The organism is Leptospira hartskeerlii, from assembly GCF_002811475.1.
Taxonomy (GTDB): domain Bacteria; phylum Spirochaetota; class Leptospiria; order Leptospirales; family Leptospiraceae; genus Leptospira_B; species Leptospira_B hartskeerlii.
The window spans coordinates 12,979-38,276 of the sequence record NZ_NPDL01000011.1; the positions used below are offsets into that span (position 1 = coordinate 12,979).

Annotated in this window: 20 protein-coding genes; 5 read left to right on the forward strand and 15 right to left on the reverse strand. The window is 40.7% G+C overall.

All coding sequences use genetic code 11. The annotated features are described in order from the left end of the window. Positions 1 to 42: 42 nt before the first annotated feature. From CH352_RS17235 to CH352_RS17250, 4 genes are all read right to left on the reverse strand, one after another. The gene (locus CH352_RS17235; RefSeq protein WP_100706938.1) at positions 43 to 609 is read right to left on the reverse strand and encodes an LIMLP_12425 family protein; all 567 of its coding nucleotides are present in this window, start codon (positions 607 to 609) and stop codon (positions 43 to 45) included. Between the two features lie 6 nt (positions 610 to 615). Beyond that, positions 616 to 1,218, reverse strand: coding sequence for an RNA polymerase sigma factor (locus tag CH352_RS17240; protein WP_086446302.1), 603 nt, complete (start codon positions 1,216 to 1,218; stop codon positions 616 to 618). 95 nt (positions 1,219 to 1,313) lie between these two features. Beyond that, entirely contained in the window at positions 1,314 to 1,667 is a 354-nt protein-coding gene (locus CH352_RS17245; RefSeq protein WP_100706937.1) for a PilZ domain-containing protein, read from the reverse strand. 55 nt (positions 1,668 to 1,722) lie between these two features. Next, a complete protein-coding gene (locus tag CH352_RS17250; RefSeq protein ID WP_100706936.1) occupies positions 1,723 to 3,183 on the reverse strand; it encodes an MBOAT family O-acyltransferase in 1,461 nt (486 codons plus the stop codon). A 258-nt stretch (positions 3,184 to 3,441) separates the two neighbouring features. Between CH352_RS17250 and CH352_RS17255 the strand changes: the two genes are divergently transcribed. Further along, positions 3,442 to 4,047: a DUF3332 family protein gene (locus CH352_RS17255; RefSeq protein ID WP_100706991.1), complete on the forward strand. Its 606-nt coding sequence runs from the start codon at positions 3,442 to 3,444 to the stop codon at positions 4,045 to 4,047. Between the two features lie 32 nt (positions 4,048 to 4,079). Here CH352_RS17255 and CH352_RS17260 read toward each other — a convergent pair whose 3' ends face one another. The 4 genes from CH352_RS17260 to CH352_RS17275 are packed head-to-tail and all read right to left on the reverse strand — an operon-like array spanning position 4,080 to position 7,036. Next, positions 4,080 to 4,538: a DUF192 domain-containing protein gene (locus tag CH352_RS17260; RefSeq protein WP_100706935.1), complete on the reverse strand. Its 459-nt coding sequence runs from the start codon at positions 4,536 to 4,538 to the stop codon at positions 4,080 to 4,082. 6 nt (positions 4,539 to 4,544) lie between these two features. Continuing rightward, on the reverse strand, positions 4,545 to 5,318 hold the full coding sequence (locus CH352_RS17265) for an enoyl-CoA hydratase/isomerase family protein (protein ID WP_100706934.1): 774 nt from the start codon (positions 5,316 to 5,318) through the stop codon (positions 4,545 to 4,547). Positions 5,319 to 5,322: 4 nt separating this feature from the next. Then, positions 5,323 to 6,693 (reverse strand): PP2C family protein-serine/threonine phosphatase, encoded by a 1,371-nt coding sequence (locus tag CH352_RS17270; RefSeq protein ID WP_100706933.1) that lies wholly within the window; start codon positions 6,691 to 6,693, stop codon positions 5,323 to 5,325. Further along, positions 6,677 to 7,036: a hypothetical protein gene (locus CH352_RS17275; RefSeq protein ID WP_423789702.1), complete on the reverse strand. Its 360-nt coding sequence runs from the start codon at positions 7,034 to 7,036 to the stop codon at positions 6,677 to 6,679. Before CH352_RS17275 ends, CH352_RS17270 begins: the two co-directional genes overlap by 17 nt. A gap of 217 nt (positions 7,037 to 7,253) precedes the next feature. On the opposite strand from CH352_RS17275, the gene CH352_RS17280 reads away from it, so the two are divergent. After that, a complete protein-coding gene (locus CH352_RS17280; protein WP_243396329.1) occupies positions 7,254 to 8,270 on the forward strand; it encodes a hypothetical protein in 1,017 nt (338 codons plus the stop codon). A gap of 99 nt (positions 8,271 to 8,369) precedes the next feature. Here the strand turns inward: CH352_RS17280 and CH352_RS17285 are convergent, their stop codons facing one another. Continuing rightward, positions 8,370 to 10,439 carry a methyl-accepting chemotaxis protein gene (locus tag CH352_RS17285; RefSeq protein WP_100706932.1) on the reverse strand — a complete coding sequence of 690 codons (2,070 nt, stop codon included), beginning with the start codon at positions 10,437 to 10,439 and terminating at the stop codon, positions 8,370 to 8,372. Between the two features lie 21 nt (positions 10,440 to 10,460). Next, on the reverse strand, positions 10,461 to 12,026 hold the full coding sequence (locus tag CH352_RS17290; protein ID WP_100706931.1) for an LA_0442/LA_0875 N-terminal domain-containing protein: 1,566 nt from the start codon (positions 12,024 to 12,026) through the stop codon (positions 10,461 to 10,463). Between the two features lie 329 nt (positions 12,027 to 12,355). On the opposite strand from CH352_RS17290, the gene CH352_RS17295 reads away from it, so the two are divergent. Next, positions 12,356 to 16,768 (forward strand): PAS domain-containing protein, encoded by a 4,413-nt coding sequence (locus CH352_RS17295; protein WP_100706929.1) that lies wholly within the window; start codon positions 12,356 to 12,358, stop codon positions 16,766 to 16,768. 63 nt (positions 16,769 to 16,831) lie between these two features. Here CH352_RS17295 and CH352_RS17300 read toward each other — a convergent pair whose 3' ends face one another. From CH352_RS17300 to CH352_RS17310, 3 genes are all read right to left on the reverse strand, one after another. Further along, positions 16,832 to 19,081 (reverse strand): ATP-binding protein, encoded by a 2,250-nt coding sequence (locus tag CH352_RS17300; RefSeq protein WP_100706928.1) that lies wholly within the window; start codon positions 19,079 to 19,081, stop codon positions 16,832 to 16,834. Between the two features lie 13 nt (positions 19,082 to 19,094). After that, a complete protein-coding gene (locus CH352_RS17305) occupies positions 19,095 to 19,481 on the reverse strand; it encodes a response regulator (protein ID WP_008597002.1) in 387 nt (128 codons plus the stop codon). 162 nt (positions 19,482 to 19,643) lie between these two features. Next, a complete protein-coding gene (locus CH352_RS17310) occupies positions 19,644 to 21,365 on the reverse strand; it encodes an EAL domain-containing response regulator (protein ID WP_100706927.1) in 1,722 nt (573 codons plus the stop codon). A 179-nt stretch (positions 21,366 to 21,544) separates the two neighbouring features. Here CH352_RS17310 and CH352_RS17315 point away from each other — a divergent pair, with 179 nt between their 5' ends. Beyond that, positions 21,545 to 23,173: a peroxidase family protein gene (locus CH352_RS17315; protein WP_100706926.1), complete on the forward strand. Its 1,629-nt coding sequence runs from the start codon at positions 21,545 to 21,547 to the stop codon at positions 23,171 to 23,173. 22 nt (positions 23,174 to 23,195) lie between these two features. Next, entirely contained in the window at positions 23,196 to 24,293 is a 1,098-nt protein-coding gene (hisC, locus tag CH352_RS17320) for a histidinol-phosphate transaminase (protein ID WP_100706924.1), read from the forward strand. A gap of 56 nt (positions 24,294 to 24,349) precedes the next feature. On the opposite strand, the gene CH352_RS19070 is transcribed toward hisC, so the two are convergent. Together CH352_RS19070 and CH352_RS17325 are read right to left on the reverse strand one after the other, a co-directional pair. Beyond that, the gene (locus CH352_RS19070; protein ID WP_165780180.1) at positions 24,350 to 24,520 is read right to left on the reverse strand and encodes a hypothetical protein; all 171 of its coding nucleotides are present in this window, start codon (positions 24,518 to 24,520) and stop codon (positions 24,350 to 24,352) included. A 241-nt stretch (positions 24,521 to 24,761) separates the two neighbouring features. Continuing rightward, positions 24,762 to 25,208 (reverse strand): OsmC family protein, encoded by a 447-nt coding sequence (locus CH352_RS17325; RefSeq protein WP_100706923.1) that lies wholly within the window; start codon positions 25,206 to 25,208, stop codon positions 24,762 to 24,764. Between the last annotated feature and the right edge of the window lie 90 nt (positions 25,209 to 25,298).

Consider the following 25,298-nt stretch of genomic DNA (forward strand, 5'->3'; position numbering starts at 1 on the left):
GCGCTCTTTGCGGCTTCGAGTGAAACCGCAGCTAACCACATTTTACTTAGAAGTTGATTCCAGAACGTGGCGGATCTCTTGAGCCGTTCTATAATCACCCTTTTCAATAAAGTATTGCTCTAAAGAACCTAAAGTCTTAGAAGCTTGGGGATTTTTGGAAATCTCGAGTAGATGACGTGAATTCAGATCCACATTTACTCTAGCAGAAGAAGGAAGATCTACAAACTCGCGATCTTCGCCTACTGTAAGAGTTCCGGATCTTTCTGCCAAACTTGTTTCGTTAGAAGAAGAAAAGCGACCTACTGTAACTGCGAGAACTAGGATTGCGAGAGCGGCGCTGAGAGAGTATTGGAAGGAGCGGTTCCAGACAAAACTGCGGGAGAATTTGGACCAAGAGGTTTCTTCGTCGAAGCGGACATCTTTGAGTAGATTTTCTAATCGAAGATTGAAGTCCTTGGAGAGGCTGATATCCTTCATCTGTTCCGTTCGCAGTTCGGAGACCGCTCGAACCAGAGAGTTTTCTAATTTAACGTGATCCGGATCTTCTTTCTGAAAAATGGAAGAGAATCCGAACTTTGTTCCCTGTTGTTTACTTATTTGTCTTTCCATACCTTACTACCTAAAAAAGCCTTCGCTCTTCCCATCCTTCATAATCAGATGTTTCAAAAATTCCTTTGCCTTAAAGAGCCGGCTTTTGACTGTTCCAATATTGGTTCCGAGAATCTCTGCTATTTGTGAATAGGACATTTCCTCGAAATATCGGAGCTCGATGACTTCTTTGTATATATCCTCGAGTTCGCCTATTTTGTTGATTAGATAGTTACTCTCGTCGGAAAGTTCTACTTTTTTTTCGAAGCTGATACGATCGTCGGTGACCTGGAACTCCGAATCGTCCATGGAATTCTCTCTGGCTCTCTTTCTTTTGGCCAGAAGGTCCTTAGATTTATTGACCACGATCCGGTACAGCCAGGTATATACCCCGGATTCGGCCCTAAAATTGCGTATGGAGCGATATCCTGAGATTAGTGCATCTTGTACAATATCCTCTGCGTCATCTCCATCTTTTACCATGGAGACAGCTTTTCTGTACAATCTTTCTCGATAGGGGCCAGTAAGCTCTATATATGCCTTGTCATCCCCTTCTTTGATCCGTTTTAGAAGTTGGATTTCTTTTTCTCTTACGGTTTGTTTGCGTTGAGGATTATCGGTTTCGATCATTAGAAGCCTTTACGACATAGGTAGGCTCTTCCCTGACCTTTGCAATAAAAATATGACGTAAGGAATTTCGCGCAATCGTATGCTATTTTAGGATTTTAACCTTCTAAAGAAAGATTGATGAGTATTAAAGACTCTGTCAGTTCTAAAGGATCTCTGAAACGTACTCCGTATAAGAACTTACGTTTGGATTCCACCTGCTTTGGAATTTTCCACACTACGTCGCCTAAAAATTCTAGACGTTTACCGGTCCTTCTTTCGATGACAGAACCTTCGATCGGAATGGAGCCCGGTAGATCCTCTCCGCTCATTAAAATGCAGATACCTGATTCGGAAATATTACCGAGTTTACCTTCTAACGTAATGAGCCCTGAATCGACCTGCACGATGTACTCGTCGAAATCTCTCGGATAAAATCTGGGACTCCTAGGTTTTTGATCGGGCTCGCTCATCGATAAGAGTTCAAATTAGAAACGAATTCGACAAGTGTCCAGCGTTTTACTTTTTTCAAAAGTCGAAGTAGATAAAAGGGATCTCTCCATCAGGACTTAAGATCGCAAAACAAAATGCGATCAATGGATAAAGAGAAAATTCCAACCAAACTGGTATCTTGAACTCCTTTCCTTTTTCATAAATAAGCCAACCTAGATAATGTCCAACGATCACACAAAGTATCGCGGGGATCCCTTGCTTTAACATATAAGGTCTAAGTTCTCCGCTTTGATACACGTACATTCCGTGGATCATTTTCAGAGCGGATTCTATATTTGCAGATCTGAATATTACTCCGAAGGTTACAGCCACTGAGCTTGCATATAATACTCTAACGGGAGTTAGTGCCTTATCCCAAGAGTTCGAAATCGTGAGGTTCGGGAACCATTTCGCTTTCCATTCTTTTAATACAGATTCTATTAATAGAAATCCGCCTTGTATGGACCCCCAGATCAAAAAGGTCCAATTGGCTCCATGCCAAATTCCAGCCACAAACATTGTGAACCAAACATTGAATCTATGACGGAATACTCCTGCACGATTTCCACCTAAGGAAATATACACATAGTCTCTGAGCCAACTGGAAAGAGTGATATGCCACCTTCTCCAATGCTCCGTGACGGATTGAGAAATATAAGGCATCCTAAAGTTCTCAGGCAACTGATAACCCAGGAGAAGGGCCGCGGAATATGCCATATCGGTATAACCGCTAAAATCGCAATATACCTGCACCCAGAAAAGAAATGCGCCTAACCAAAGTGCTTCTGTTGAATATACATCCGGATTTTTAAAAATAAGGTCCGCGATCGGAGAAATATTATCCGATAGCACAACCTTCTTAAAATATCCCATTAGAAAATAGCGGATCGCTTTTCTAAACGGAATGTCTTCTATCTTCTTCTCTGTTTGAAGTTGAGGCAAAAAGCTTTTGGCAGTTACGATCGGTCCGGCTACCAACTGAGGAAAGAAGGAAACAAATAATGCAAATCTAATGAAATTTTTCTCTGAAGGAATCACTCCCCTATATACATCTATCGTATAACTCAAACTCTGGAACGTATAAAAAGAAATCCCGACGGGAAGAACTATTTTAAGAATAGGGAATAAGCTCGGAAAACCAAAGTAATGTAAGAGTGCATTCAGATTCTCAGTTAAGAATCCGTAATATTTAAAAAATCCTAAAATGAATACAAGATTCAGCACCAAACTGATGACGATCAACCTCTTACGTAATACTTGATCCTTGGATTCGAAGATCAGATCCGCTAAAAAGAAATCGATTACGGTGGATAATAAGATCAACCCGCCGAATTTCCAGTTCCAACTCATATAGAAGATATAACTCACGATGAGTAGGAAGATATGGATGAGCGATTTGCGTAGTTTTGGCTCCGGAATAAGCGCCGGTAAAATATACCAATGGGTAACAAATACAAGGGAGAAAAAAAGAAAAAATTCAAGTGTGGGAAAGATCACGTAGGTTCCCTAAATCAATGGGCATCAGCCCTTAAAGAACGGCTTTATTGTTTTAATCCGTCTTTCGGTCCAGAAATATCGAGACTGGAACTAGGTCAAGGGATTCTCTTCCCTTTATTGGATCAGTTTAGCCCGGAAATTTCTCAGTCAAGATTTTGTCCTACAAAACAGAAGGAAGGATGTAAATCTCTTGCAAGATTTTTTCAATACTTTAATCGTAGTTTCGCATTCCATTCATATAAAGGAGTTCCGTTTTCAATGGTGAAAAACGTATTAAAAAAAATTATCCTAACCTTGGTACTGGTAGGAGCTAGCTTCGGTTCCTTAGCGAACTGTTTCGGAAAATTCGCGCTTGTAAGAGTTTTTTACAATGCTAACGACGGGATCAATGTAGGCGGTGGCCTTCTTGCAAAAATCGTAAAAACGGTTCTGTTCTATATTCCTTTCGGATTTTTAATGGCAATCGGTGGATTTATCGACTTTCTTCTTTTCAACCTGATCGAGTTCTGGTCCGGAAGTAACCCAGTAGGATTAAACGAGTACGATAAAGAAGGAAGATACGCAAAATCTTTCGAGCAAGATGGAGAAAAACTGACTTTAGTATATACTGAGTTCGGTTCCAGATTGGATCTGACTGCCGTTTCTAAAGAAGGAAAATCGGAAACTCTGACTGCTTTCCGCTCTCAGCCTGGAAAATTTTTCGTAGAAAGAGAGGGACAACTTTCCGAGATCGAAGTTACTTCTCAATCTGTAGGATCCCAAGTGATCTTAAAACTTACTGAACAAGGTAAATTAAAATCTTCTAAAGTAGTAGAAGCTCAAAGTTTACAAGATCTTCAATTGAGAGCTTCCGAGTCTCTCTAATCGATAAAGATGATCCGTCCTCAAAGGGCGGATCATTTTCCTATATATCTACTCTCAATCTTTAAAATAGAACTTTTTCCGAGCCCACGTTTCGCAAACCATCTAGGATTTGCTTCCACTGCATACATTACCTTTTGGGTAGAATGATACAGAACTTGTGTTTGGTTCGGGGCCATTTCGTAAACATCGACGAGCTTTTTGTCTTTTGAGAAATATCCTATGCTCAAAGGTATTAAAGTATTCTTCATCCAGAAAGATAAATGGTCCTCGGTAGGAAAGATGAAGATCATTCCTTCATTCTCTCCTAATTTCTTACGGAACATCAATCCTCTTTGTCTGGACTCATCAGTGTTTGCCACTTCTACAAGGAGTGCGTGCTCTCCAATATAGATGGTGGTTTTTTCCAAGTATAAGGGAGAATTATATTCTCCCCAACCCGCCATCGGAAGACAGAATAGAAAAGATAACAGAACGATTCTGAAAGTTTTCATGGACCCTCAAAAATTAGGAGGACGTTTTTCTAAGAATGCTCCCATTCCTTCCTTGGATTCTTTTCCGGAGAATAGATTTGAAAATTCTTTTTTCTCCAACTCTTGTCCTTTGGACAATTGCATGTCTAATCCGTTTAGTATGACCGATTTAGCGGTCGCGACTGCGATAGGTCCTTTTTTGAGAATGGATTCCGCAGTTGTTTTAGCGGCGGAGATCAGGTCTTCTCCATCTTTAACAAGTTTATTTAATATACCGATGCGATAAGCTTCTTCTGCGCCGATCATATCTCCAGTAAAGATAAGTTCTACCGCTCTTCCATAACCGATCAGTCTTGCGAGTCTTTGGGTCCCACCAAATCCAGGGATCAAACCTAAAGAAACTTCAGGAAGTCCTAATTTTGCTTTTTCGGAACCGATGCGGATATCGCATGCAAGCGCAAGTTCCAATCCTCCGCCCAATGCAAAACCGTTCACAGCAGCAATAGAAACCAATCTACTTCTTTGGATCCGATCGAATGTACTTTGACCCAAGGCCGCAAACTTCTCCGCTCCGTCCGCGTTCAATTCTTTCATCTTAGCGATATCTGCTCCGGCTACGAATGCTTTACCCTGCCCAGTGATGATCACAACGTGGATGGACGGATCTTTTTCTAAAGTATGGATCTCGCTAGTTAATTCGTTTAATAGTTCTTCGTTTAATGCGTTTAACGCAGAAGGACGGTTGATCTCTAAGATCGCCAGCTTGCCTTCTTTTTGCAGATGAATCAGTGATTCGCTCATTTATTTACTCCATCTCGATGATCAGGAAAAGTGTATCGTCTTCGAATTCTGCATCTTGAAAGAATGCGGAGAGCTCGGTTTGGACGGCTTCTTTAAACTGTTTTAAATCGGTAAAAGACTTATTTCTGTTCAGAATTTCAATTAGGCCTTCACTTCCAAGCTGTTTTCCTTGTGGATTTCGATTCTCTATCAATCCGTCCGTATATAAAAACAACCTTTCTGCGGACTGGATCGGCATGGAAACCAGTTCAGCAATCGGCCTTTTGATCCCGAATCCTAATATACTCCCGGTAGTTTCAATTTCCCTAAAATCATTTCCATTCTGAGAATGCATCAGATAAGGATGTCCTCCATTTGCAAAATGGATCTCCTTGGAAATAAAATCGAAAAATATATAAACTGCAGAAGCATGATGCGATTTGAACTGCCGAAGAAGAGTCTCGTCCAAATATTCCAATAAACGGACAGGATGCAGCTTGAGACGATAAGGCATGGTCGCTACCATAATTTTGATAAATGATGCGACTAACGCAGAAGCGATCCCATGTCCCGCAATATCGGTTAAGAAAACTCCTGTGTTCCCCTCTCTTAATTGTATAAAATCGTAAAAATCCCCGCCTATCTCGTTAGGAGTCGATCTAAATACTTCGTATTTAAAACCTTTGATGCTTATATCTTCCGGAAATAAAGTTTCCTGTACTTTTCTTGCTATCTGAAGCTCATGTTGTAAAAATCTATATTCGGAATCCAGCTCGGAAGAAATACGGACCAACCTTCTTACGATCACTACAATCGTTGTCCCAATCAAACTTAAGATCAGATAGACCACATCCGGAACGAATAGAACTAAAGGAAATCCAGGAAGAGGGCCGTTCTTAAGTTTGAAATAAATGAATCCAAGGTGTAATACGATCGAATAAGCCGCAGTTAAGAAGCAACCCTTAACTTTGAGTCGAAACATTTGGAATAAGACCAAAAACCCGACGAGTAGGAAATAATTATTATAAAGTTGTAAACTATGAAGATCGTCGAAGCTATAAAAGGATTCGTTTAAGATCAGCATTACCAAAAAGATAATACTAAAGTTTGTACCGTGAATGACGGCAGGCAGATATTTTCTTTGAAAAGAAAGAACAAGACTCAGAATGTTTAAACTCAAGATGAGACCAAAATAGATGGTGCCATGAGGAGAATTCTGTATTTCAGGAATTAGAGCTAAAAAATAAACTAAGAAGTGTAGAAAAAAAGCCAATCGAATGAATGACTGATCGATACGAACGAAGTCTTTCCATGCGCTTACTTCTCTGTAATTAAACTCGGTTTCTAGGAAAGACCAAGGGTTGAGTATTCCAGCTTTTTTATTGGATAGATTCATCTAATATAAATTCGTAAATTTCCGATCCGTTAAATCTGATCTTCATGTTGAAACCAGACGTAAGATATCGATCTAATTTTTCCGCTAATTCCAAACCTTCTTTAGAATCCTTAATATTAGAATAATAGAAAGCGGCTGATTTTGATTTATAGTTATACGGAAATCTTTCGTTAATCAGTAAAGTAACGCGAAATCCGCCTGGTCTTGTCTCTAAAACGATATGACTCACATCCTTGCGATTCAAGATCCTCTCATCTTTAGGAAGTTCCCAAGGATTGGTCACATCCGAAAAAATTGAGATTCCATGAAGAAACAAAACGACTATACATAACAAAAAAGAAATCCGAGCAAAATTGCGGAGAAATCTGCAAGTGTTATAAAAAAAGATATCGGTCTTCATGAGAGACAGGCACAAATCTTACAAAGGGCCTATGAAATGCAAATCAATATCCCCATCTTTCTCTTTCTGATTTTTTGCGATGCAAAGAAAAATACTTTTCGTTCTAGCTCAAGTTTTCCATATTCAAAGCCGCATGTTCTATGGAAAGAAATCCAAGCTAATGAATGAAATGTGTCGATTGTTTGTCCTATTCATTCTTGTTTTTGAAACCTTCTACTCCTGCAAAGAAGAAGCAGGAGATCCAAATCCCTATGCAGATATTCTTTCTTCTACACCACTATCTAAGATAGAGAACTATGTCGGGTTGGAATCTGAAGACTGGTCCTCTAGGATCTTTAACTTAGATAAATATGCCTCGGATTACGTGAATGAATTGAACCGAATAGATGGATTTACCGAATCACCTACTCCGATTAAAGATGTCGAGACATTCAAAGCTACACTGTTAGATGCTCTGACTTCTCAAGCCGGGCCAGTTTCCTCTCTTCTTAAAAATAAACTTCTACGTATTTATGTCTGCGAAAATTTAGGAGGCTCTGCAGTTACTGGGATCGTTCGTAAAGATGGCAAGTCAGTCGGTGGATTTGTGATCTTAGATGCGAACACTCTAAATCGAAACGCTAACGATTGGATTAGTTATAAGGAAAATTCAGCATTCCAAAAAGAAAACGTAAAGATACGTATCCGGATAGAAGAAGAAAAACAAAATACTAAAGCGAATGCACTTCGTTATATTCTATTACATGAATTCGGCCATATTCTTTCCGAAACGGAAAAGATCGGTCCAAGCTTTTTCTCTTCCAAAAGATCCTATACAAACTTTGAATTTTATAAGGGAATTTGGAAATCGGAAAAGGTCAGTTATTTAGACGATTCTGTTTTTATCGTCCGACCTCAGGTCCGTTTTTATTCCGAATCTCTTTCTTTAGATGAGAACTGGGAGAAAATTTATCCAATTCTTTCCTCGACACCATTCCCTACATTATACTCTGCCGCAAATGCTGACGATTTTTTTGCAGACTCTTTTGTTTCCTACGTGCATGTGATCTTAGAAAAGAAACCCTGGGAGTTAGAAATATTAAAGAATGATAAACCGATTTTCAAAATGGAAAACGATATCCGGAAGGACACGTTAACTACTCAAAGAAAAATTATAGAAAGAATTTTTTCGAGGTAACTTATTTCGCACTGAGCACACAGATTTCACTGAGAGACCAAATATAGGAACTCCAACAAATCCAAAACTCTGTGTGCTCAGTGAAGTCTGTGCGAACCTTTATAATTTAAACTTATCCACAGATTTGAGAAGTCCATCGGACTGCCCGTGCATCTCTCCTGAATAAGAAGTCAAATCGTCCGCTCCGGAAGCAACTTCCTGAGTTCCTTCCGAAATACTTACGATCGTCTTAGTGATCTCATCGGTTGCTCGTTTCTGTTCCTGCACAGCTTCTTCTATCTGTAAACTGAAACTCATTAGGAAATTTGCAGATTGATGGATGTCTTGTGTGTTCTTCTCTTGAGTGCGAACTGATTCCAGCACCTTCTTCGCTGATAATCCGAAGGAGTCCACTGACGTTCTTAGCTTACGAAGTATATCACTTGCTTCTTTAACCTTAGTGTTTCCATTATGAACTGCATTATTAGTAGAATCGACTAGCTCTCCAATCTCTTGGACAGAAGATGAAGTCTGTGATGCAAGCTTACTGATCTCCTCTGCAACTACTGCAAATCCTTTACCTGCCTCCCCTGCACGTGCCGCTTCTATCGCTGCGTTGAGCGCAAGAAGGTTTGTCTTCTCGGAAATTTCAGTAATGATAGATAAGATCTCATTGATTCGACTCGCACTTTCTCCTATCTCATCCATCGCTTGGTTCGTTGCGCCCATTGCTTTCTCACCCGTAACTGCGCGTTCTTGCGATTCTGAGGCTACTTGCGATAATGTTTGCATCTCGTTATTGATTGTTCCGATTTGCTCCCTAAGAAGAACTACGTTTGTATCTATCTCCTTCATGTTCTCTATCGCTTTTTCCATCGAGCTACGAACATTCTCCGCTGAAGCCGCAAGTTCCTCTACCGCAGCGGAAGATTCTTCCGCTGCAGAAGCTTGCGCCTGCGCGACATCCGAGAAGTTGCGACTCGACTCTGCCATCTGATCCGAGGTGCTATTTAATTTGGTAGAAGAAGTTTTGATATCTAGAATGATCTTAGAAAGATTCACTTTCATCATATCCATGGACTTCAATAGCTTACCGATTTCGTCCTCTCTTACGATCTTGATTTCAGAAGTTAGATCGCCGTCCGCAATCTTTTCGGAGAAACCGATCGCTTCCAACAACCCCGTTGTGATGAGTTTATTGAAGATCAAATTCAGAATGATCAGGATCACCACCATGATAATGAGAGAAGAAAGGATCGTCTGCAAGATCACTCCCCTCATGTCAGACCAGAAAATAGAATCAGGGATCGAAACCTCTACCGCCCAAGGTTTATCATAATTTCCTAATAAAAACGGGAAAAAATGATGACCTTCTCCTCCCTCATGCAGAGAGAAAGGTTTTCCTTTTGAGATACCTTCCGTGATTTGTTTCAGCCATTCTTGGTCCGGGTTCTTTTTGCCGACTAAGGACGGATCCTTTCCGTTTGCCGCATAAGTCCCATTAGGAGAAACGAGCGTAAGATACCCTTCTCCTCTAAATGGTTTGATAGGTCCTAATAATTCCTGTAAATTTTCCATAGCGAGGTCAATGCCTACGACTCCGGAAAAATTCCCTCCCCTAAACACAGGTTTCACTAAAGAAACCATTAGCACTTCCTTTCCGCCAACAGGGTAAGAAAAAGGATCCGCAACAAAATCATGAAGTGACTTCTTAGGAACAGTATAAAACGCACCTGACTCATCCAGATTTTCGTAATATATTACAGGCTCTACTGTAACTGCACCTTTCGATTTGTTGATATAAGGCACGAATCTTCCTGTGCCATCGTGATAAGGAGGTTTATTCTTGAATCTTGCATCCTGTCCATCAAAACCGTTCGGTTCGAATACAACCCAGGTCCCGAAATAGTATTGGTTGGCCTCAACCAATTTCCAGAGTGCAGCCACAACTTCTTCTCTGCCTGGTTTAGAAGATTCTAATAGAAATTGAGTTCCTCTGAGAGAACCTAAGGCCGAATCCAAAAAATCCTTTACTTCATAAGCGAATCTTTCTCCAGCCATTTTGGATCCGTCTTCTACCTGATACTTCAAACTAAAATAAGATCCAACCGAGTTGATCACGGTCAAAATGATCGAACCGGAAAGTAATACCACCGATAGATAAAGTGAAATCCTGAACCGAATGCTCATTTTACATATTCCTTATATACTTTAGAAGTTTTGGCTAAACCCTATACTGAACCAAACCAAATGAGATGGAATTTTCTGCAGCAGATATGACTCTCTTACGGATTGTCTCAATTGGTCCGGTATAGAAGTGGAAGAATTGATAAAATCCAGCACTAATTGATTGGCGGGGCCGTTTACTTTTCCCGGGTCCACTATCTTACTGTCTTTGGAACTTGTGTTTACGTAACCGCCTGTAGCTCCATAATAATTATCAGTATCATACATATATAAATTAGGCCTATATACGTCTGCGGCCTTTACGAAAAACTTCCCGAAAAAGAAAGTGAGGGTAGAAGTTATATCCTGGATCCCATATCTGTTATCCACGATATTATTACTCATCGCATAACCTATGTTAACCTGAGGAAGTATCCTGAAAAAATTCCCTTCAAAAAATTCATGACCCATCGTCAAAGATAGATAGTTTTTTCCGGCCATCAAACCTGCATTTTCCTGAGAAAATTGAGTATAAAAAGAGATAGTTGGATTCACCCATTGCAAGAACGGCAATTTCCAAAAGAAAAAATATTCCTGCCAAGCTAAACGAGTGATCTGAGTAGAAGGGTTATTCGCTCCGGAAACTCCCTGCGCTGCAGAAGAATTAAATCCTCCTAATGCAGGGGACATATAAGCTGCACTCTTTTGGAAAGTGTTATAGAACCAGATCCCCGCAGTAAAAGTTCCCCAACTTGTTTTTTCGAAATTATAATAAAATGCGTAGAACAATCCGTCCGAACGCTTCATACCGTTCTGTTCTTTTTTGAAACCAGGAACATCTCCACCGCAAGTGGAACCTGTGGTAGGATTTCCCGCCATGAAGTTTGTTTGAGTATCGTAAGGACAAGCAGAGTTTAACGTGTCGGGAGAAGGAGCGGAGAATGGACTTAAAGAACCTGCAGAACCTTGACCTGCATAACCAGGTCCAGCTCCTCCAGGATACATTTGGAATCTTCCATCGTTATCTCTATCATTACGTTCTGTTAATTGAAAGTTTCCCCAAAACTGGACTTGAAAACCTTTTAATGGAGTATTAAAAGTTACTGTAGGTTGGTAAGAAGGAACGAATGTCATCGCTCTATAACTTTCGTTATCTCTACGATTCGCGATCTCTCCGGAGAAACTAAGTCCCCGCCAAATAAAGTCCGTGACCACCTCGTGTATTACTTCTATGGAAGTATCTCCTCCATTACCATTGCTGGATCCGGCACTAGGGCCATACATATTCGGAGGACCGGTTTCCACATGCCCTTGGGGAACATCGGAAACTTTTTGTGGTGCCGTTTTTTTATCTAAGGTAGAAGCTCCTACATTCTGTTTTCCTTTTTCATAACTTACCTGAGCTACATTATCCTTATCTACGAAGCGAACATAGTCGTCATTCTCGGCAACCAAAACCTTCTCATCGTCTTCTAAGATGATCTTACCTCGGACCACTTGTCCGTTCTTTAAACGAACAAAATCGGCTGAGAATACTTCTCCGAAACCGAAAAGAATAAACAGTCCTGCCACGTAAGCAAGCGGACGCTTCGGCCAAACTCCAAGGAACATAATTGTGTCTCCAATATAAACTAGGGTGGGCAACCCTATTCTCTTTCGATATTTCCCAAGTACATAGAGCGATCTTCTACGGACGAGAATCCATAAGAAGACGAAAAGAAATCTGTATTTATCCTAACTCGTCACTCAAAAAATTTTGTTATAAGAAATATTAATAATTTATTTCTGAACGTTTGAAATGTTTCGTTTTAAGTATCGCGGAAATCAGGATTTTTTTGCCTTATTCTTTCCACAGAATCACAATAAAGTCCGAATGAAAACTCGTAGTCTCCAGTATTTTTGTTTTCAAAGGGAGGTTTCCGCTTTCTATTAAATAGAGAGTGGATCCAAAAAATACAAAACAGATCAGCAAGGATCTTCAGGCGAAGTTAGAAGCCGCTAACCAAAGAATCTCCGAACTAGAGAATAAAATTGAAAAACTCTCCCGCTCGGAATCGGATAATCGTCTTCTGAGATCGTTGATCGATTATTCTCCTTCTGCAATCACTATCGTGAACGCAGAGACAGGGATATTCGAGGTAGTCAATTCAACTGCTGAAATTCTTTTCGGTTATACGAGAGAGGAGTTTTTAAAATTAGGTCCTGCCGAAATCTCTCCGGAATTCCAACCAGATGGAAGAGATTCTAAATCTTCCGCATACGAAAAAATAACCTTAGCACTACAGGGAGAAACTCCAGTATTCAGATGGGATCACTGCGATAAGGACAAAAGGGTCATTCCTTGCGAAATACATTTAGTAAAGATCCCAGGTTCTAAAAATTTAGTCCGCGGAAACATAATCGATCTTAGAAATGAGATCGAAGCAAAAGTTTTACTCAAGAACAGAGAAGAACAATTAGATCTTGTTATCAAAAGTGCGGATCTAGGATTTTGGGATTGGAATATTCCGAATGGGATCGTAATCCCTAATGAAAAATGTGCTGCGATCCTAGGATTTACCTTGGAGGAATTCCAGACAACTACCGATTTCTGGAGATCTAGGATCCATCCGGATGATAGACCACTTATCGTTGCAGGACTAAAAGATCATATGGAAGGCCGATCTGAATTATTCGAAACGGACTTCCGAATGTTATGCAAAGACGGATCTTGGAAATGGATCCGCTCTAGAGGGAAAGTTTGGGAGAGAGATAAAGATGGCACTCCAGTCCGAGCACTTGGGATCCATATCGATATCACGGAAAAAAAAGAAACGGAAAAGATCCTAGAAGAAAAAGAAAGCACTCTGGATCTTGCTGTCCAAGGTGCCAACCTTGGCATATGGGATTATAATATTATAACAAACGAACATCATGTGGATGCGAACTGGCTGAAAATGTTAGGATATCTTCCCGGAGAAGTAATTCCTACATACGAATTTTGGAATGAAAGCCTTCATCCGGAGGACAAAGACAAAACGAACTCTGCATGGAAAAGTTACGTTAAAGGAGAATCACCTTCTTACTCCACTACATTCCGTTTAAAATGTAAAGACGGTTCTTATAAATGGATCTTAACCAGGGGAAAAGTCGCGGAGAATGATCCGGAAGGAAATCCGCTCCGAATGATCGGTATCCATATAGATATCTCGGAACAAAAGCAGACAGAGGATGAATTAAGAGAAACAAAACTCTTCTTGGATAGAGCACAAAAGGCAGCGAAAATAGGAAGCTGGGAATACGATATACCTTCCGGAAAAATGACTGCCTCAGAAGGCCTTTACCAAATATTGGAAGCAAATGATAGAATGCTCGTACCTACATTCGATTACATGCATTCGGATGATAGAGAAAGAGTAGAAGAACATTTTAAAAGATCAATAATAGAAGGCGCCTCGGCAGAAATAGAATATAGATCCATCACACCGTCCGGAAAGGAAAAGGTGCTTTTAAACAAGACTGACTTTATCAAAGACTCTGAAGGAAAAGTACTCAAACTTTTAGGGACTATCCAAGATATTACCGACGAGATCAAAAGGAAGAAAGAAGAAGAAGATAAAAGAAATATAGAAAGACTCACCTCCTCCATTTCTACGGAACTGATCAACCAACCTATATTAGAGATTGAAGAAGCAATTTCTAACGCAATCATAAGGATCACTAAAACATTCAAAATGTCCCGGGGAAATCTGGTATTGTACGATACGGAAAAAATGAACAGAACTTTAGTCTATGAGTTCATCATCCCGGAAGCAAAAAATCAAGATGCAAGTTGGCCCGCAGAAAGTCCCATCGATCCGAATAACTTTCTCACAAAAAAGATCTTAGATGGAGAAATAGTCTTACTTCAATTGGAAGATTTTCCGGAGTCGGATGCTAGAAACAAAATGTTAGCATTACGTATCCAATTCCTAATTGGGGTCCCTCTGACGTTAGAAGGAAAAGTGGTCGGGGGCTTAGGGATGAATTCTGAAATTCCCTTAAGCCAACTGGGAATGAAATTCGGAGAATTCGAACTCGCAAATTTAAAAGCGATCGGAGAAACGCTTACAAACGCAATAGAAAGAAAAAGAAAACATAGCGACCTTCTCGCAGAACGTGACCTTCTAGCAGAGATCATGAAAACTTCTGTGGCAGCGATCACTGTGTTAAATCCTGAGGGAGAAATTTTATACGCGAATCCTTCCGCTGAAAACGTGCTCGGACTAAGCCTAGATGAAATCCAGGAAAGAAAATACAATGCACCGGAATGGAAAGCCACCTCAATAGACGGAGGAGAATGGACTGCAAATGATCAACCATTCATACGAGTACTTAACTCCGGGCAACCGGTTTACGATGTTCGACATGCAATAGAGGATGAATACGGAAATAAAAAATTTCTATCTATCAACGGAGCGCCGATCAAGGATGCTTCAGGTAAGATCAAAAATCTAGTTTTCTTAGTTACGGATATTACCGAGTCACTTTCCGCAGAAAGAGCCTTAAAGCGTAGCGAAGAAAGACTTAGACATGCATTAATCGCTTCTAAAATGGGAACCTGGAGTTGGAACCTAAAAGATAGAATCGCTCACTGGTCTTCCGATACCGCTTTTATCTTCGGAAAAGATATAGAGGATTTCGATACAAATACTTCGACCTTCATGGATCTAGTCCACCCGGACGATCAAGGTTTACTCGAAAAATATGTAAGAGCGAGCCTATTAGGCAAAGAGGATTCGCTCAATATAGAGTTTAGAATTTTCCATCCGGACGGTACAATCCATTGGCTGGAAGTCAAAGGCCAAGTATATCGAAACTCAAAACGATTCGCCGAAAGAATGGCGGGGATAGTCGCCGATATCACTGAAAGAAAAAAATCAGAGGAAAAGTTAAAAGCAAGCGAAGCAAGGTTCCAAACCTTCTATAGATTTGCAAACGAAGCAATCATATTCTTAGATCCAAGAACGGAAGGCATACTGGACACAAATCCCGCTTTCTTAAGAGTATTCGGCTTTAACCAAAAAGATCTTCATTCTGTTTCTCCTTCCTCTCTGTTCACTCCCGATTCATGGGCCACTTTACACGCAAGGATACGCTCTTTCGAGAGTTCAGAAAACTTGGAATTGAGAGCAATACGCTGGAACGGACAAGTCTTTTCCGCAATAGGAAGCGTTCACTTCTACACCGAAAGAGAATCCTATGTGGCCGCAGTCAGCCTTTTGGATACTTCTGCCATCCAAGAGGTGGAAGAATTAAAAGTAATTAACGATGAGATCTCCGTTAGGAACAGACTCATAGAGATGCAAAAAAATGAGCTACAAGAAACATTAGAAAATCTTAAAAAAGCTCAAGCGCAACTGATCCAGTCTGAAAAAATGGCGGCCCTTGGACAATTGATTGCCGGTGTTGCTCATGAGATCAATAACCCTATCGGAGCAGTACAGGCTTCCAACCAAAACCTACAAGAATGTCTGATCCGTTTTCAAACCATCCTACCCGATGTACAAAACGTATTAACAGGAATGAATTCGGAACAGGTGGAAGCCTTCCGTCAATTTTTAAGCTTGGTTAGACAACCTAAAGACCAATTAGCAGGAATGGAAGAAAGGAACGCCAAAAAAAGTATAGTAGCTCAATTACAAGAATTGAATATTCCTTCTCCTTACGCAATCGCCGATTCTTTAACTGATATGGGGTTCAGGGAATTACCAAAGATTGCTCTTCCCTTCCTGGTCTGTGAAAGAGCCAACGTGCTTATAGAATATTCAACATTGGAAGCATTCTTCTTTTCTAATACGAATACGATACAGATTGCGGTAGATCGAGTTTCGAAGATCTTATACGCTCTAAAAAACTTCTCTCATTTCGATACCACTTCGGAAAAGATCCCGGCATCTATTACGGAAAACATAGAAACAGTTCTTACAATTTACCAGAATCAACTCAAAAAAGGGATCCAAGTCTTCAAGGAATATGAGAATATTCCCAAAATATTATGCTATCCGGATGACTTGATCCATGTATGGACAAATTTGATCTATAACTCCCTACAAGCGATGGAGTTCCGAGGAACGATCAAGATCAAGGTCTACCAAAAGGCCGACTTCATCTGCGTTGAGATCATAGATAATGGACCAGGAATCCCCGAAAATATTTTGGATAAAATTTTCCAACCATTCTTTACAACAAAACTTCCGGGAGAAGGAAGTGGATTAGGACTGGATATCGTGAAAAAGATCGTAGAAAAACATGAGGGAAAAACGGAAGTAGAGACAAGACCCGGATTTACAATGTTCCGGATCTTGCTTCCTTTTATTGAAGTTAAAGTTTAAACTAATCTGATGACTTAAGAAGTGCTTCTGAAATCATATATCTAATACTCATGGTAAAAGCCTTCATTCTGATTTGGGAAAGGAAAAGCGAAAGATAGTGCAACCAGGTTCACTTTCCCAATTCCAGCTGCCTCCATATTTTTTGGAAATGGAAGCGGCAACTGCAAGTCCAATACCCGCGCCCTCTCCTTCCGATTTGCCGGAAGATAAGACTTCTCCTACTTGTTCTCTAATATTCTTTGGAATACCGGAACCACTGTCCTCTACTTCACAAACAATCTTGGATTCCACATCATAGATACGTACTTTAAGTTTACCTTCTCCGGACATTGCTTGGTATGCATTATCAACGATCTGGGTCCAAAGTCTTACCAAGTCTTCAGGGATACATCTCAAGGTCGCTTCCGAGATATAATTTCTTTCGACCGTAACCCTATTGCCACCTGCTCCCTCGTATACGCCTAACACAACTTCCATAGTGTCGGAAATCTTAACCCGTCTTTCTTTATCTTCTTTTGCGATCCCGGAATAGGTTTCTAATGCAGATACGATCTTATACATCCTATCAGTGGATCTATGAATGACCTCTTCCGAAATTTCCAACCCTCGGACAGCCATCAAAAACTCGGAGATACGATCCCATTCCGAACATCTGCATAACTGAAGAATAAACTCCGGACAATCGGTAAATCCTAATTCGGCGACAACCGCCGCTTTATCTCCGGCATCTTCTATATGTTCCTGCTTTAAGAATGCCTCTATAGAATGCCTAGTTTCTCTGAATTTTTTACCGATCTGCTCTTTATGATTTTCTAATGTTCTGCTTAAGGTAGTGTTAAAAAATTCCCTCTCAGGTTCAGTTGCTTGGCTTAAATATTCGAAAAGAAAAGGAAGAAGTATCGTAATCCTTTTCACATAAAAGGAAATATTTTCCCTAGACGCTCCGATCGCTCCAAGCGGATTATTGATCTGATGACTGACTGCACCTGAGATCCTGCCGATCGCAGCTAATCTTTCGTTCCGTAGTAAGGTTTCTTGTGCGGTTTTTAATTCGCCTAAAGCCTCCTCTAATTCTTCCTTTTGAAGACGAATGATCTCATTACGAGAATAGATCTCTGCAGATTCTCTTAGGATCTTTTCAGACCGGATCTGTTGATCGATCGCTGCAAGCAACTTCTCCTTCATATTCTCTAACGTTATAAAAAGGTGATGGATCTCGTCCTGGAATTTTCTGTCAGGGATCTGAGCTGAATAATTCCCTGCTCCTAATGAATCAGCAAAAGTAGTCGCTTCCGATAATCCTTCCGAGACGTATTTACAAAAGAATCTATCTAGAAAATATAAACATATCGGCAAGAGAGCGAATGTGATTAATAAGCATCTTAGAATAATCGGCCCTAAATCATTCCAAAGTACAGAATCCGGAACATATACCTCTATGGCCCAGTTTTTTCCATAAGTTCCCATACTAAATGGGAATATGTAGGAATTCCCACCTTCTACTAAATAGGCAAAAGGTTGTCCGGAAGATAATGATTTGTGAATTGCTTCTTTTACTTCGGGAGTTCCTGCGTTCTTTCCTTGTAAAATCCCCTTAGCGCCGTGGACCGCATATTTTCCACCCGGAGAGATCAATGCCAAATGACCGTCGCCGAACGGCCTCTTGAAAAATAATTCTTCTTCTAAATCGGAAAGTTTTAGATCTAAGCCGACGATTCCTATAAATCTTCCCTGGCGGATAATCGGCCGGATCAAAGAGATCATATAAATATCGACTCCTTCCAAAGGATAAAAGTAAGGTTCTCCTACAAAGTCGCTTAACGTTGCTTTGGGAATCTGGTAATAATTCCCACTTTCGTCGGTATTATCGTAATATACACTTTCTTCTAAACTGATCTCGTCCGGATTTTTTATACTTCTATGAAAGTACGGAACAAATCTACCGTATGAATTTGAACCTTTACGACCTATAAAAGAAGCATCCCTTCCATCAAAAAGATTGGGTTCAAAAACCGCACCGGCTCCTAAAAATCTTTTGTCATTCTGAAAAAGATCCACAAGATCTTTTTCAACGGAAGCGCGAGAAGGGCGAGTAAGTTCCCAACGAGTTTTGGCTTCGCCTACTTTGGAAATTGCTTCTGAAAAAATTTTACGAACTTCGAAAGACGCACCTTCTGCTTTTGCAAACGCTGCTTCTTTGGAAGAAACTTTGGAATCGTAGAAAGCGGCAGCGGCTACCAACAGAGTTAATAGAACGGAGAATGCAAATAAAACAATAGCGCAATAAAGAGAGAAGCGCGTTCGAAGGCTCATTATGCCCCCCTATTTATTTAAGGGCTGAGGTGATAGTGGTTACTAATTCTTTTTCGTCCCAAGGCTTTTTTAAGTAGCTGTATAAATTGATCTCTTTTTTTAAAGCTTCGACGGAGGCGATGTCCGCATGACCTGTAATGATTATCTTTTGGATCTCCGGATATCTTTGGTGAACGATCCTTAAAAATTCGTCTCCCTTGATATTAGGCATCAGCCAATCGGAAATTACGATCAGGATCTTGACTCCCTCTGTTACTAATTCTTCAATGATCTGCATCGCTTCGGACGCATCTAGAGCTGTCTCATAACGATAAGTATCACCCAGATGTCTTTTGACTTGGGACTTCATACTCATCAAAATGAGCGCTTCATCATCAACAAAAAGAATCGCTTTCTCCACCGCTCCCCCGGTACCAACTTATAAATTAGACGAACAAAACCGAAAAAACCCCGGCTTAAAACCCGGAGCAAAACAAGGATACTTACTCTATAAATTATGTTTGCAACTCATTTTCGATTTTGTCCCACGAAAGAATGAGTTAGAAAAAATAGACCAAAGTACCTATTCAATAATTTTTATCGAAACCGGGGTTATGTCAGGAGAAGGCTGCATTATTAGGTACCCTTGCGAATATTCTATGCCTAGAGAACGTACAACTTTTAGCTCTTCCGGAGTAGAAACGAATTCAGCGACTACTTTCGCTCCGATCCTGTGAGCAAGTTCTGTGATCGCAGAAGTCAATATGAATGCAGTCCGATTTCTTTCCAAGGACTGGATAAATTTTCCATCTATCTTGATGAAGTCAGGTTGGATCTCCAACAATCTGGAAAAATTAGAATGTTCCACTCCGAAATCATCGATCGCAATTTTCGCACCGAGCTCCTTCAGTTCTGAAATCACTTTCAGTCTCTCCGGATTTCCATGAAAGCTTGCGGTTTCTAAAATTTCAAAAGTCACTCTGGAAGGATTGATGCCGTAATGTTCCATACGAGAGGAAGCCCATTTCGGAAAACTCGGGCTCTCTAATTCAGTCTCGGAAAGATTAATAGAGAATGAATAAGGTGAATCCGAAAATTTTCGAAGTGCTTTTTCAAAAAGGATAGGACTAATTCTTCTTAAAAGCCCTGTGGATTTTGCCAGATACAAAAAGCTTGCGGGTGCATATACTTTTCCATCTTCTACAATCCTCGCAAGGCATTCGAATTTTTCTACCTTACCCGTTTGGTTGTCCATGATCCCTTGGAAATAAGGTACTACATTGCCGGAATGGATTGCCTGGTTCAGTCTTTTTCCCAGATCCATATTGATCTTGTATAGATCCTGGTCGTCCATCTTCTCGGAGTAGGTATAGATCCCTGATTCCGAATCAAACTCAGGCTCTTGGCTTGCTTTGACGAGCGCTAACCTCGCCTTATAATACAGATCTTTTTTTCCGCTCGCGGTGGCTATGGTTGCGTTGATCCGGAAAGAAATTCCGGAAGCCGTAAAATAATCGGAGCGGAGAAGTATCCGAAATGCAATTAGATGTGGTAAGAATTCTTCTTCAGCTACCTTGGACAGGATCGCTACCTCATCCTCATATACATGGAAAATCTCTCCATAACTCCCAAGGATCGATTTCATAGAATCCAGGAACTTCTTCATTAAATCCTTATAAAGAGAAACTCCGAAGTCCCTTGTGGTCAAAGAAGTAGATTCAATACGTATCAATGCGAGCAAAGAATCTTCCTTATCTTCTGCGACGATATCCAATCTTCTTCTTAAAGACTCCAAATTAGGAAGCCCAGAGTCCCTATTATAAAGAAGCGCTTCTTCTAATTTTTTATTTAGTTCGAAAAGAGAAATATCCGACTCGTAAGAACGGATCGCTTCTTTTACGGTCATAAGTAGATCGTTTGAGTCCCAGGGTTTGGAAAGATATCTATACAAGTTTGCTTTGTTCAATGCATTCCCAACGGAGTCTGCACTTGCTTGTCCCGTGAGCATGATCTTTCTTGTGTTCGGATTTGTTTCTTGGATGCGGATCAGGAACTCATCCCCTCTGATCCCCGGCATGACCTGGTCGCTTAATATTGCAGGGATATGAATTCCTGCCTGGTTACATTCCTCCACTATCTGAAGGGCGAGTTCTGCGCTGTCGGCAGCTTCTATTTGATAATTTTTTCCGAATGCGGATTTAAGCTGTTCTTTAAGTCCTCTCAGGATGATCAGTTCGTCATCGACACATAAAATCACCGATCTTTTAGGTGCTTCGTCTGATGATCCATTTTCTTGGTTTTTCACGATCGATTACTCATGGAACTTGAAATTAGACGCGGAAAAAAAGAATTTCCGGCCCGGGCCAAAGAATATTTTTATTCTTAGCGAACGTATAGATAAGTCTGAGTATTAGTCTTTTAGCGTTTTTCATCTAAAGTAAAAATGAAAGATCCAATATTGATCGCTGGATTTGATCTCCCACTATGATAAAAATTATCTTCGAAAACGATAAGGAAGTTGTCCTCGAACCTTCCGAATTAAACAAGCCATTATTACAAATTTCACTCGATGCCGGCATCCCTCATATACACGCATGTGGAGGTAACGCACGTTGCTCTACTTGCAGGGTATTAATCCAAGATGGAGATGAGAATCTTCTTCCACGCAACGAAAAAGAAACAGCGTTAGCTCTGAAGAAAGGCTTTCCGGATAACGTGCGACTTGCCTGCCAAACCAAAACCACGGGTGACGTTGTACTCCGAAGATTAGTCATAGACGATGCAGACAAGGCTCTTGCTTCTACATTCTCAGATCTAATCTCCGGCATAGAAAAACCTGTTGCGATCTTATTCAGTGATATTCGAGGCTTCACAAGTTTTTCGGAAGGTCATTTGCCTTACGATGTAGTTCATATTCTCAACCGCTACTTTTATAGAATGGGAGATAAGGTCCTAAAATACGGCGGGATCATCGATAAGTATATTGGTGATGGCCTGATGGCCATTTTCGGATTGGAAGATCCGGATCCCCTTCGAGCAAATCTGAATGCGATCCGTTCCGCGTTAGAGATGAGATCCGAATTAGAAAATCTGAATGCTTATCTTCAAAATCATTTGGGTTCCGAATTCGAGATAGGGATCGGCATCAATTATGGGACAGCGATCTTAGGAAAGTTAGGTCATCCTTTAAGCATGTCGTTTACTGCGATCGGCGACACAGTCAACTCAGCCAGCAGGATTGAAACTACTACAAAGAAGGCCGGTGCAAAGATCTTAATTTCCCAAAAAGTTTATGAATCCGTAAAGGATAGGATACAGAAAGGAAGAAGTTTCGAAACGAAACTGAAAGGTAAAACTGGAAATTATAAAGTCCATGAAGTATTAGGAACCAAGAACAATTGCGAAGGAAGTTCTTGGCAAGAAACAGGATATAGGATCTGGGACAAGATAGATCCTACAGAGGCAGGCGCCTGGCTTCGTATGGTATTTCACGCTTCTTCTATCTTCTCCGCTGATGGAGAATGGTTGGGCCTCGAAGGTTCTATTCGATTTCCTACCATCTTAAATGATGAGAACAATCGTGGAGTTACAAAACAAATAGAAACGATCGTCCATTTAAAAGAAGAAATGGAAAAAGAAGGAAGGGTTGGAATTCCTTCTCTCGCAGATATGATCGCTCTTTCGGGTGCGCTTGCTCTCCAAAAAGCGGGAGGACCTCAAGTCCATATTCTACCGGGCAGAAAAGATTCGAGTTACCCAAGCGGAAGAATGCTCATGCCTGTGGATAGTCCGGATGTGAAAGATTCTTTGGATTATTTTTCTAAGATGGGATTTTCCGTAAGAGATACGGTTCTACTCATGGGAGTCCATACATTGGGCTGGCATTCCAAGGGATCATTTACGGATACTCCGAATATATTCAATAATCATTATTTTAGGGATCTACTTTTGGATGGCGGAGTCAGAATGCTCGCCTCCGACAGAGCCCTACTCGGTTCCGAAGAAACTAAAAGAATGGTGATGGAATACGCACTCAACGAGTCCTTATTTTTCAAAGACTTCCAAGGTCTTTACCAAAGATTGGTAGAACAAAAACGATTGGAAGAATCCTGACTCCGTTTTTTTCTGGAATTAGATGCGATTCCAGCCCGCTTTAGACAAAATCCCGGCTTACGAGGCCGGCAAACCGATAGAACTAGTCGTACGTGAATACGGAATTTCTCCGGAGAAGGTCCTTAAACTTGCCTCCAACGAGAATCCGTATGGTGTATCCCCTAAGGTTTCCGAGGTCATAAAGGAAGCTGTATATAAGATGCCCTTGTATCCGGACGATTCCTATAAGGCTCTAAAGGATGCACTTGCAAAGACCCACGGAGTAGATGCAAAAAACGTAATACAAGGGAACGGAAGTGATCAGATATTCGATTTTGCAACCAGATCCATTTTAAGCCCGGGAGATAAAATCCTTCAAAACGGTAAAACATTCTCCATGTATTCTATTTACGCAGGACAGTGTGGCGCTGAAACAATCCAAACAAATTCCGAACTTCACGATCTGGACCAATTTCTGGATCTATACAAAAAACATTCCCCTAAGATCATATTCATCTGCACTCCTTGTAATCCGATAGGAGATGCTTTGGATCAGTCGGATGTATATACTTTTCTCCAAAAAATTTCTCCAGACACAATGATTGTATTGGATGCGGCCTATATGGAGTTCGGAAAAACCAGGGATCCTAAAAAAGAAGTCCAAGCCAGCGATATAATTTCAAAATTTCCTAATGTATTGTACACCAATACATTCTCCAAAATTTACGGATTAGGCGGGATGAGGATAGGGTACGGAATCGCTTCTGAAGAAATGATCCGGGCATTCTACAAATTAAGACCTCCATTCAATGTTTCGCAACTTTCTCAGTTAGCAGCGGCAACTGCGTTAAGCGACAGAGAATTTGTGGAGAATTATCTAAAATCAAACTTAAAAGAAATGATCCGTTACGAAGAATTCGCAAAGAAGAAGGGGCTCTTTTACTTCGAATCCTATGCTAACTTTATCACGATCAAATTGGATCAGGCAAAATTGGATTCTACCCAAACCTTCGAAACATTGCTGAAGGAAGGGATCATCTTGAGAAATCTGAAAAGTTACGGATTGAATGCGTTGAGAATTACGATAGGAAGACCGGAGCAGAACGACCGAGTATTAGAAAGGCTTTCGGAACTTCTATAGTCGGCATGGTTTTAATTAACAGACTAAGTTTTTGAGCGGACTATAAAGTTCCCGATCTATTTTTCGTATAAGTCCGGTCTTAGTCGGACCACTTTTTCGTTTCTGCTTTCTGCCTTTTTAGAGGAGAAATTCACAGCTTCTGAGCGTGCAAATTCCTTTCTGACTTGGATCGGCCCAGCGGATTGGAATTGGCTCTTTTCGTTTTTCTCTCTTTCGGATTGAAACATTCGAAACCTCCTTTTTCGTCTTGGAAGGGTAAGACCCGCGTTTCCCTATTTAGTTTCGTCCCGAAACAGCGAATTCCTTACCGTATTATGTCAAAATTTTTTAGTTCTTAATCAGCATACTCCTTATCTACAACAACCGGATGTCTAGAATATTACAGAAAGATATTTCTTTTAAAGCGGAGGTAGGAACTCCTTTCCGAAAATCCGCAACGGGACTTTCGAAAAGGAACCTAAGTTTAGATCAAGCTGCTACAGAAGAGCCGGATTTTTGGGACAACACCCCTACTCCGGATAACGTATCTTTCACTGGGCAAATCCGATCTATATGAGCAAGTAAAGAATCCACATTTTCTTTAGGAGAATCTGTTTGGATATCTACTCTATAACGGATTTGAGAAAATCCGGGACGCACAGGTGCTATTTCCTGGAATCCGTCCAGATCCAGATCTCCTTCTACAAATACATGGAAATCCTTTAATTCTACCTTGTGTGCAGGGGCATAAAGAGAAACCAAAACTCCTACGCAACTTGCAAGTCCACCTAATACGAGTTCGACGGGATTCGGTCCTTGATCGGTCCCACCTAAAATTTCAGGTTCATCCACCACCCATTTATGATTCCTGGATTGCAGGTTTAATTTCAAACCTCCCGCCCAAGAAGCCTTACTTTCGAATACGGTATTTGCCATATCTTCCTCCCGAAGTTGAAATCATTCAGGATTCCTTGCTTAGAGATGGGAAGAATTTAATATGCTATTGCGGATATTTTAGATGCTTTA

What these genes read in the sequence shown, in the direction of transcription:
- CH352_RS17235 (WP_100706938.1), bottom strand. Translation starts at nt 609, where the DNA reads ATGGAAAGACAAATAAGTAAACAACAGGGAACAAAGTTCGGATTCTCT.
- CH352_RS17240 (WP_086446302.1), bottom strand. Translation starts at nt 1,218, where the DNA reads ATGATCGAAACCGATAATCCTCAACGCAAACAAACCGTAAGAGAAAAA.
- CH352_RS17245 (WP_100706937.1), bottom strand. Translation starts at nt 1,667, where the DNA reads ATGAGCGAGCCCGATCAAAAACCTAGGAGTCCCAGATTTTATCCGAGA.
- CH352_RS17255 (WP_100706991.1), top strand. Translation starts at nt 3,442, where the DNA reads ATGGTGAAAAACGTATTAAAAAAAATTATCCTAACCTTGGTACTGGTA.
- CH352_RS17260 (WP_100706935.1), bottom strand. Translation starts at nt 4,538, where the DNA reads ATGAAAACTTTCAGAATCGTTCTGTTATCTTTTCTATTCTGTCTTCCG.
- CH352_RS17265 (WP_100706934.1), bottom strand. Translation starts at nt 5,318, where the DNA reads ATGAGCGAATCACTGATTCATCTGCAAAAAGAAGGCAAGCTGGCGATC.
- CH352_RS17270 (WP_100706933.1), bottom strand. Translation starts at nt 6,693, where the DNA reads ATGAATCTATCCAATAAAAAAGCTGGAATACTCAACCCTTGGTCTTTC.
- CH352_RS17280 (WP_243396329.1), top strand. Translation starts at nt 7,254, where the DNA reads ATGAATGAAATGTGTCGATTGTTTGTCCTATTCATTCTTGTTTTTGAA.
- CH352_RS17285 (WP_100706932.1), bottom strand. Translation starts at nt 10,439, where the DNA reads ATGAGCATTCGGTTCAGGATTTCACTTTATCTATCGGTGGTATTACTT.
- CH352_RS17290 (WP_100706931.1), bottom strand. Translation starts at nt 12,026, where the DNA reads ATGTTCCTTGGAGTTTGGCCGAAGCGTCCGCTTGCTTACGTGGCAGGA.
- CH352_RS17300 (WP_100706928.1), bottom strand. Translation starts at nt 19,081, where the DNA reads ATGAGCCTTCGAACGCGCTTCTCTCTTTATTGCGCTATTGTTTTATTT.
- CH352_RS17315 (WP_100706926.1), top strand. Translation starts at nt 21,545, where the DNA reads ATGATAAAAATTATCTTCGAAAACGATAAGGAAGTTGTCCTCGAACCT.
- hisC (WP_100706924.1), top strand. Translation starts at nt 23,196, where the DNA reads ATGCGATTCCAGCCCGCTTTAGACAAAATCCCGGCTTACGAGGCCGGC.
- CH352_RS19070 (WP_165780180.1), bottom strand. Translation starts at nt 24,520, where the DNA reads ATGTTTCAATCCGAAAGAGAGAAAAACGAAAAGAGCCAATTCCAATCC.
- CH352_RS17325 (WP_100706923.1), bottom strand. Translation starts at nt 25,208, where the DNA reads ATGGCAAATACCGTATTCGAAAGTAAGGCTTCTTGGGCGGGAGGTTTG.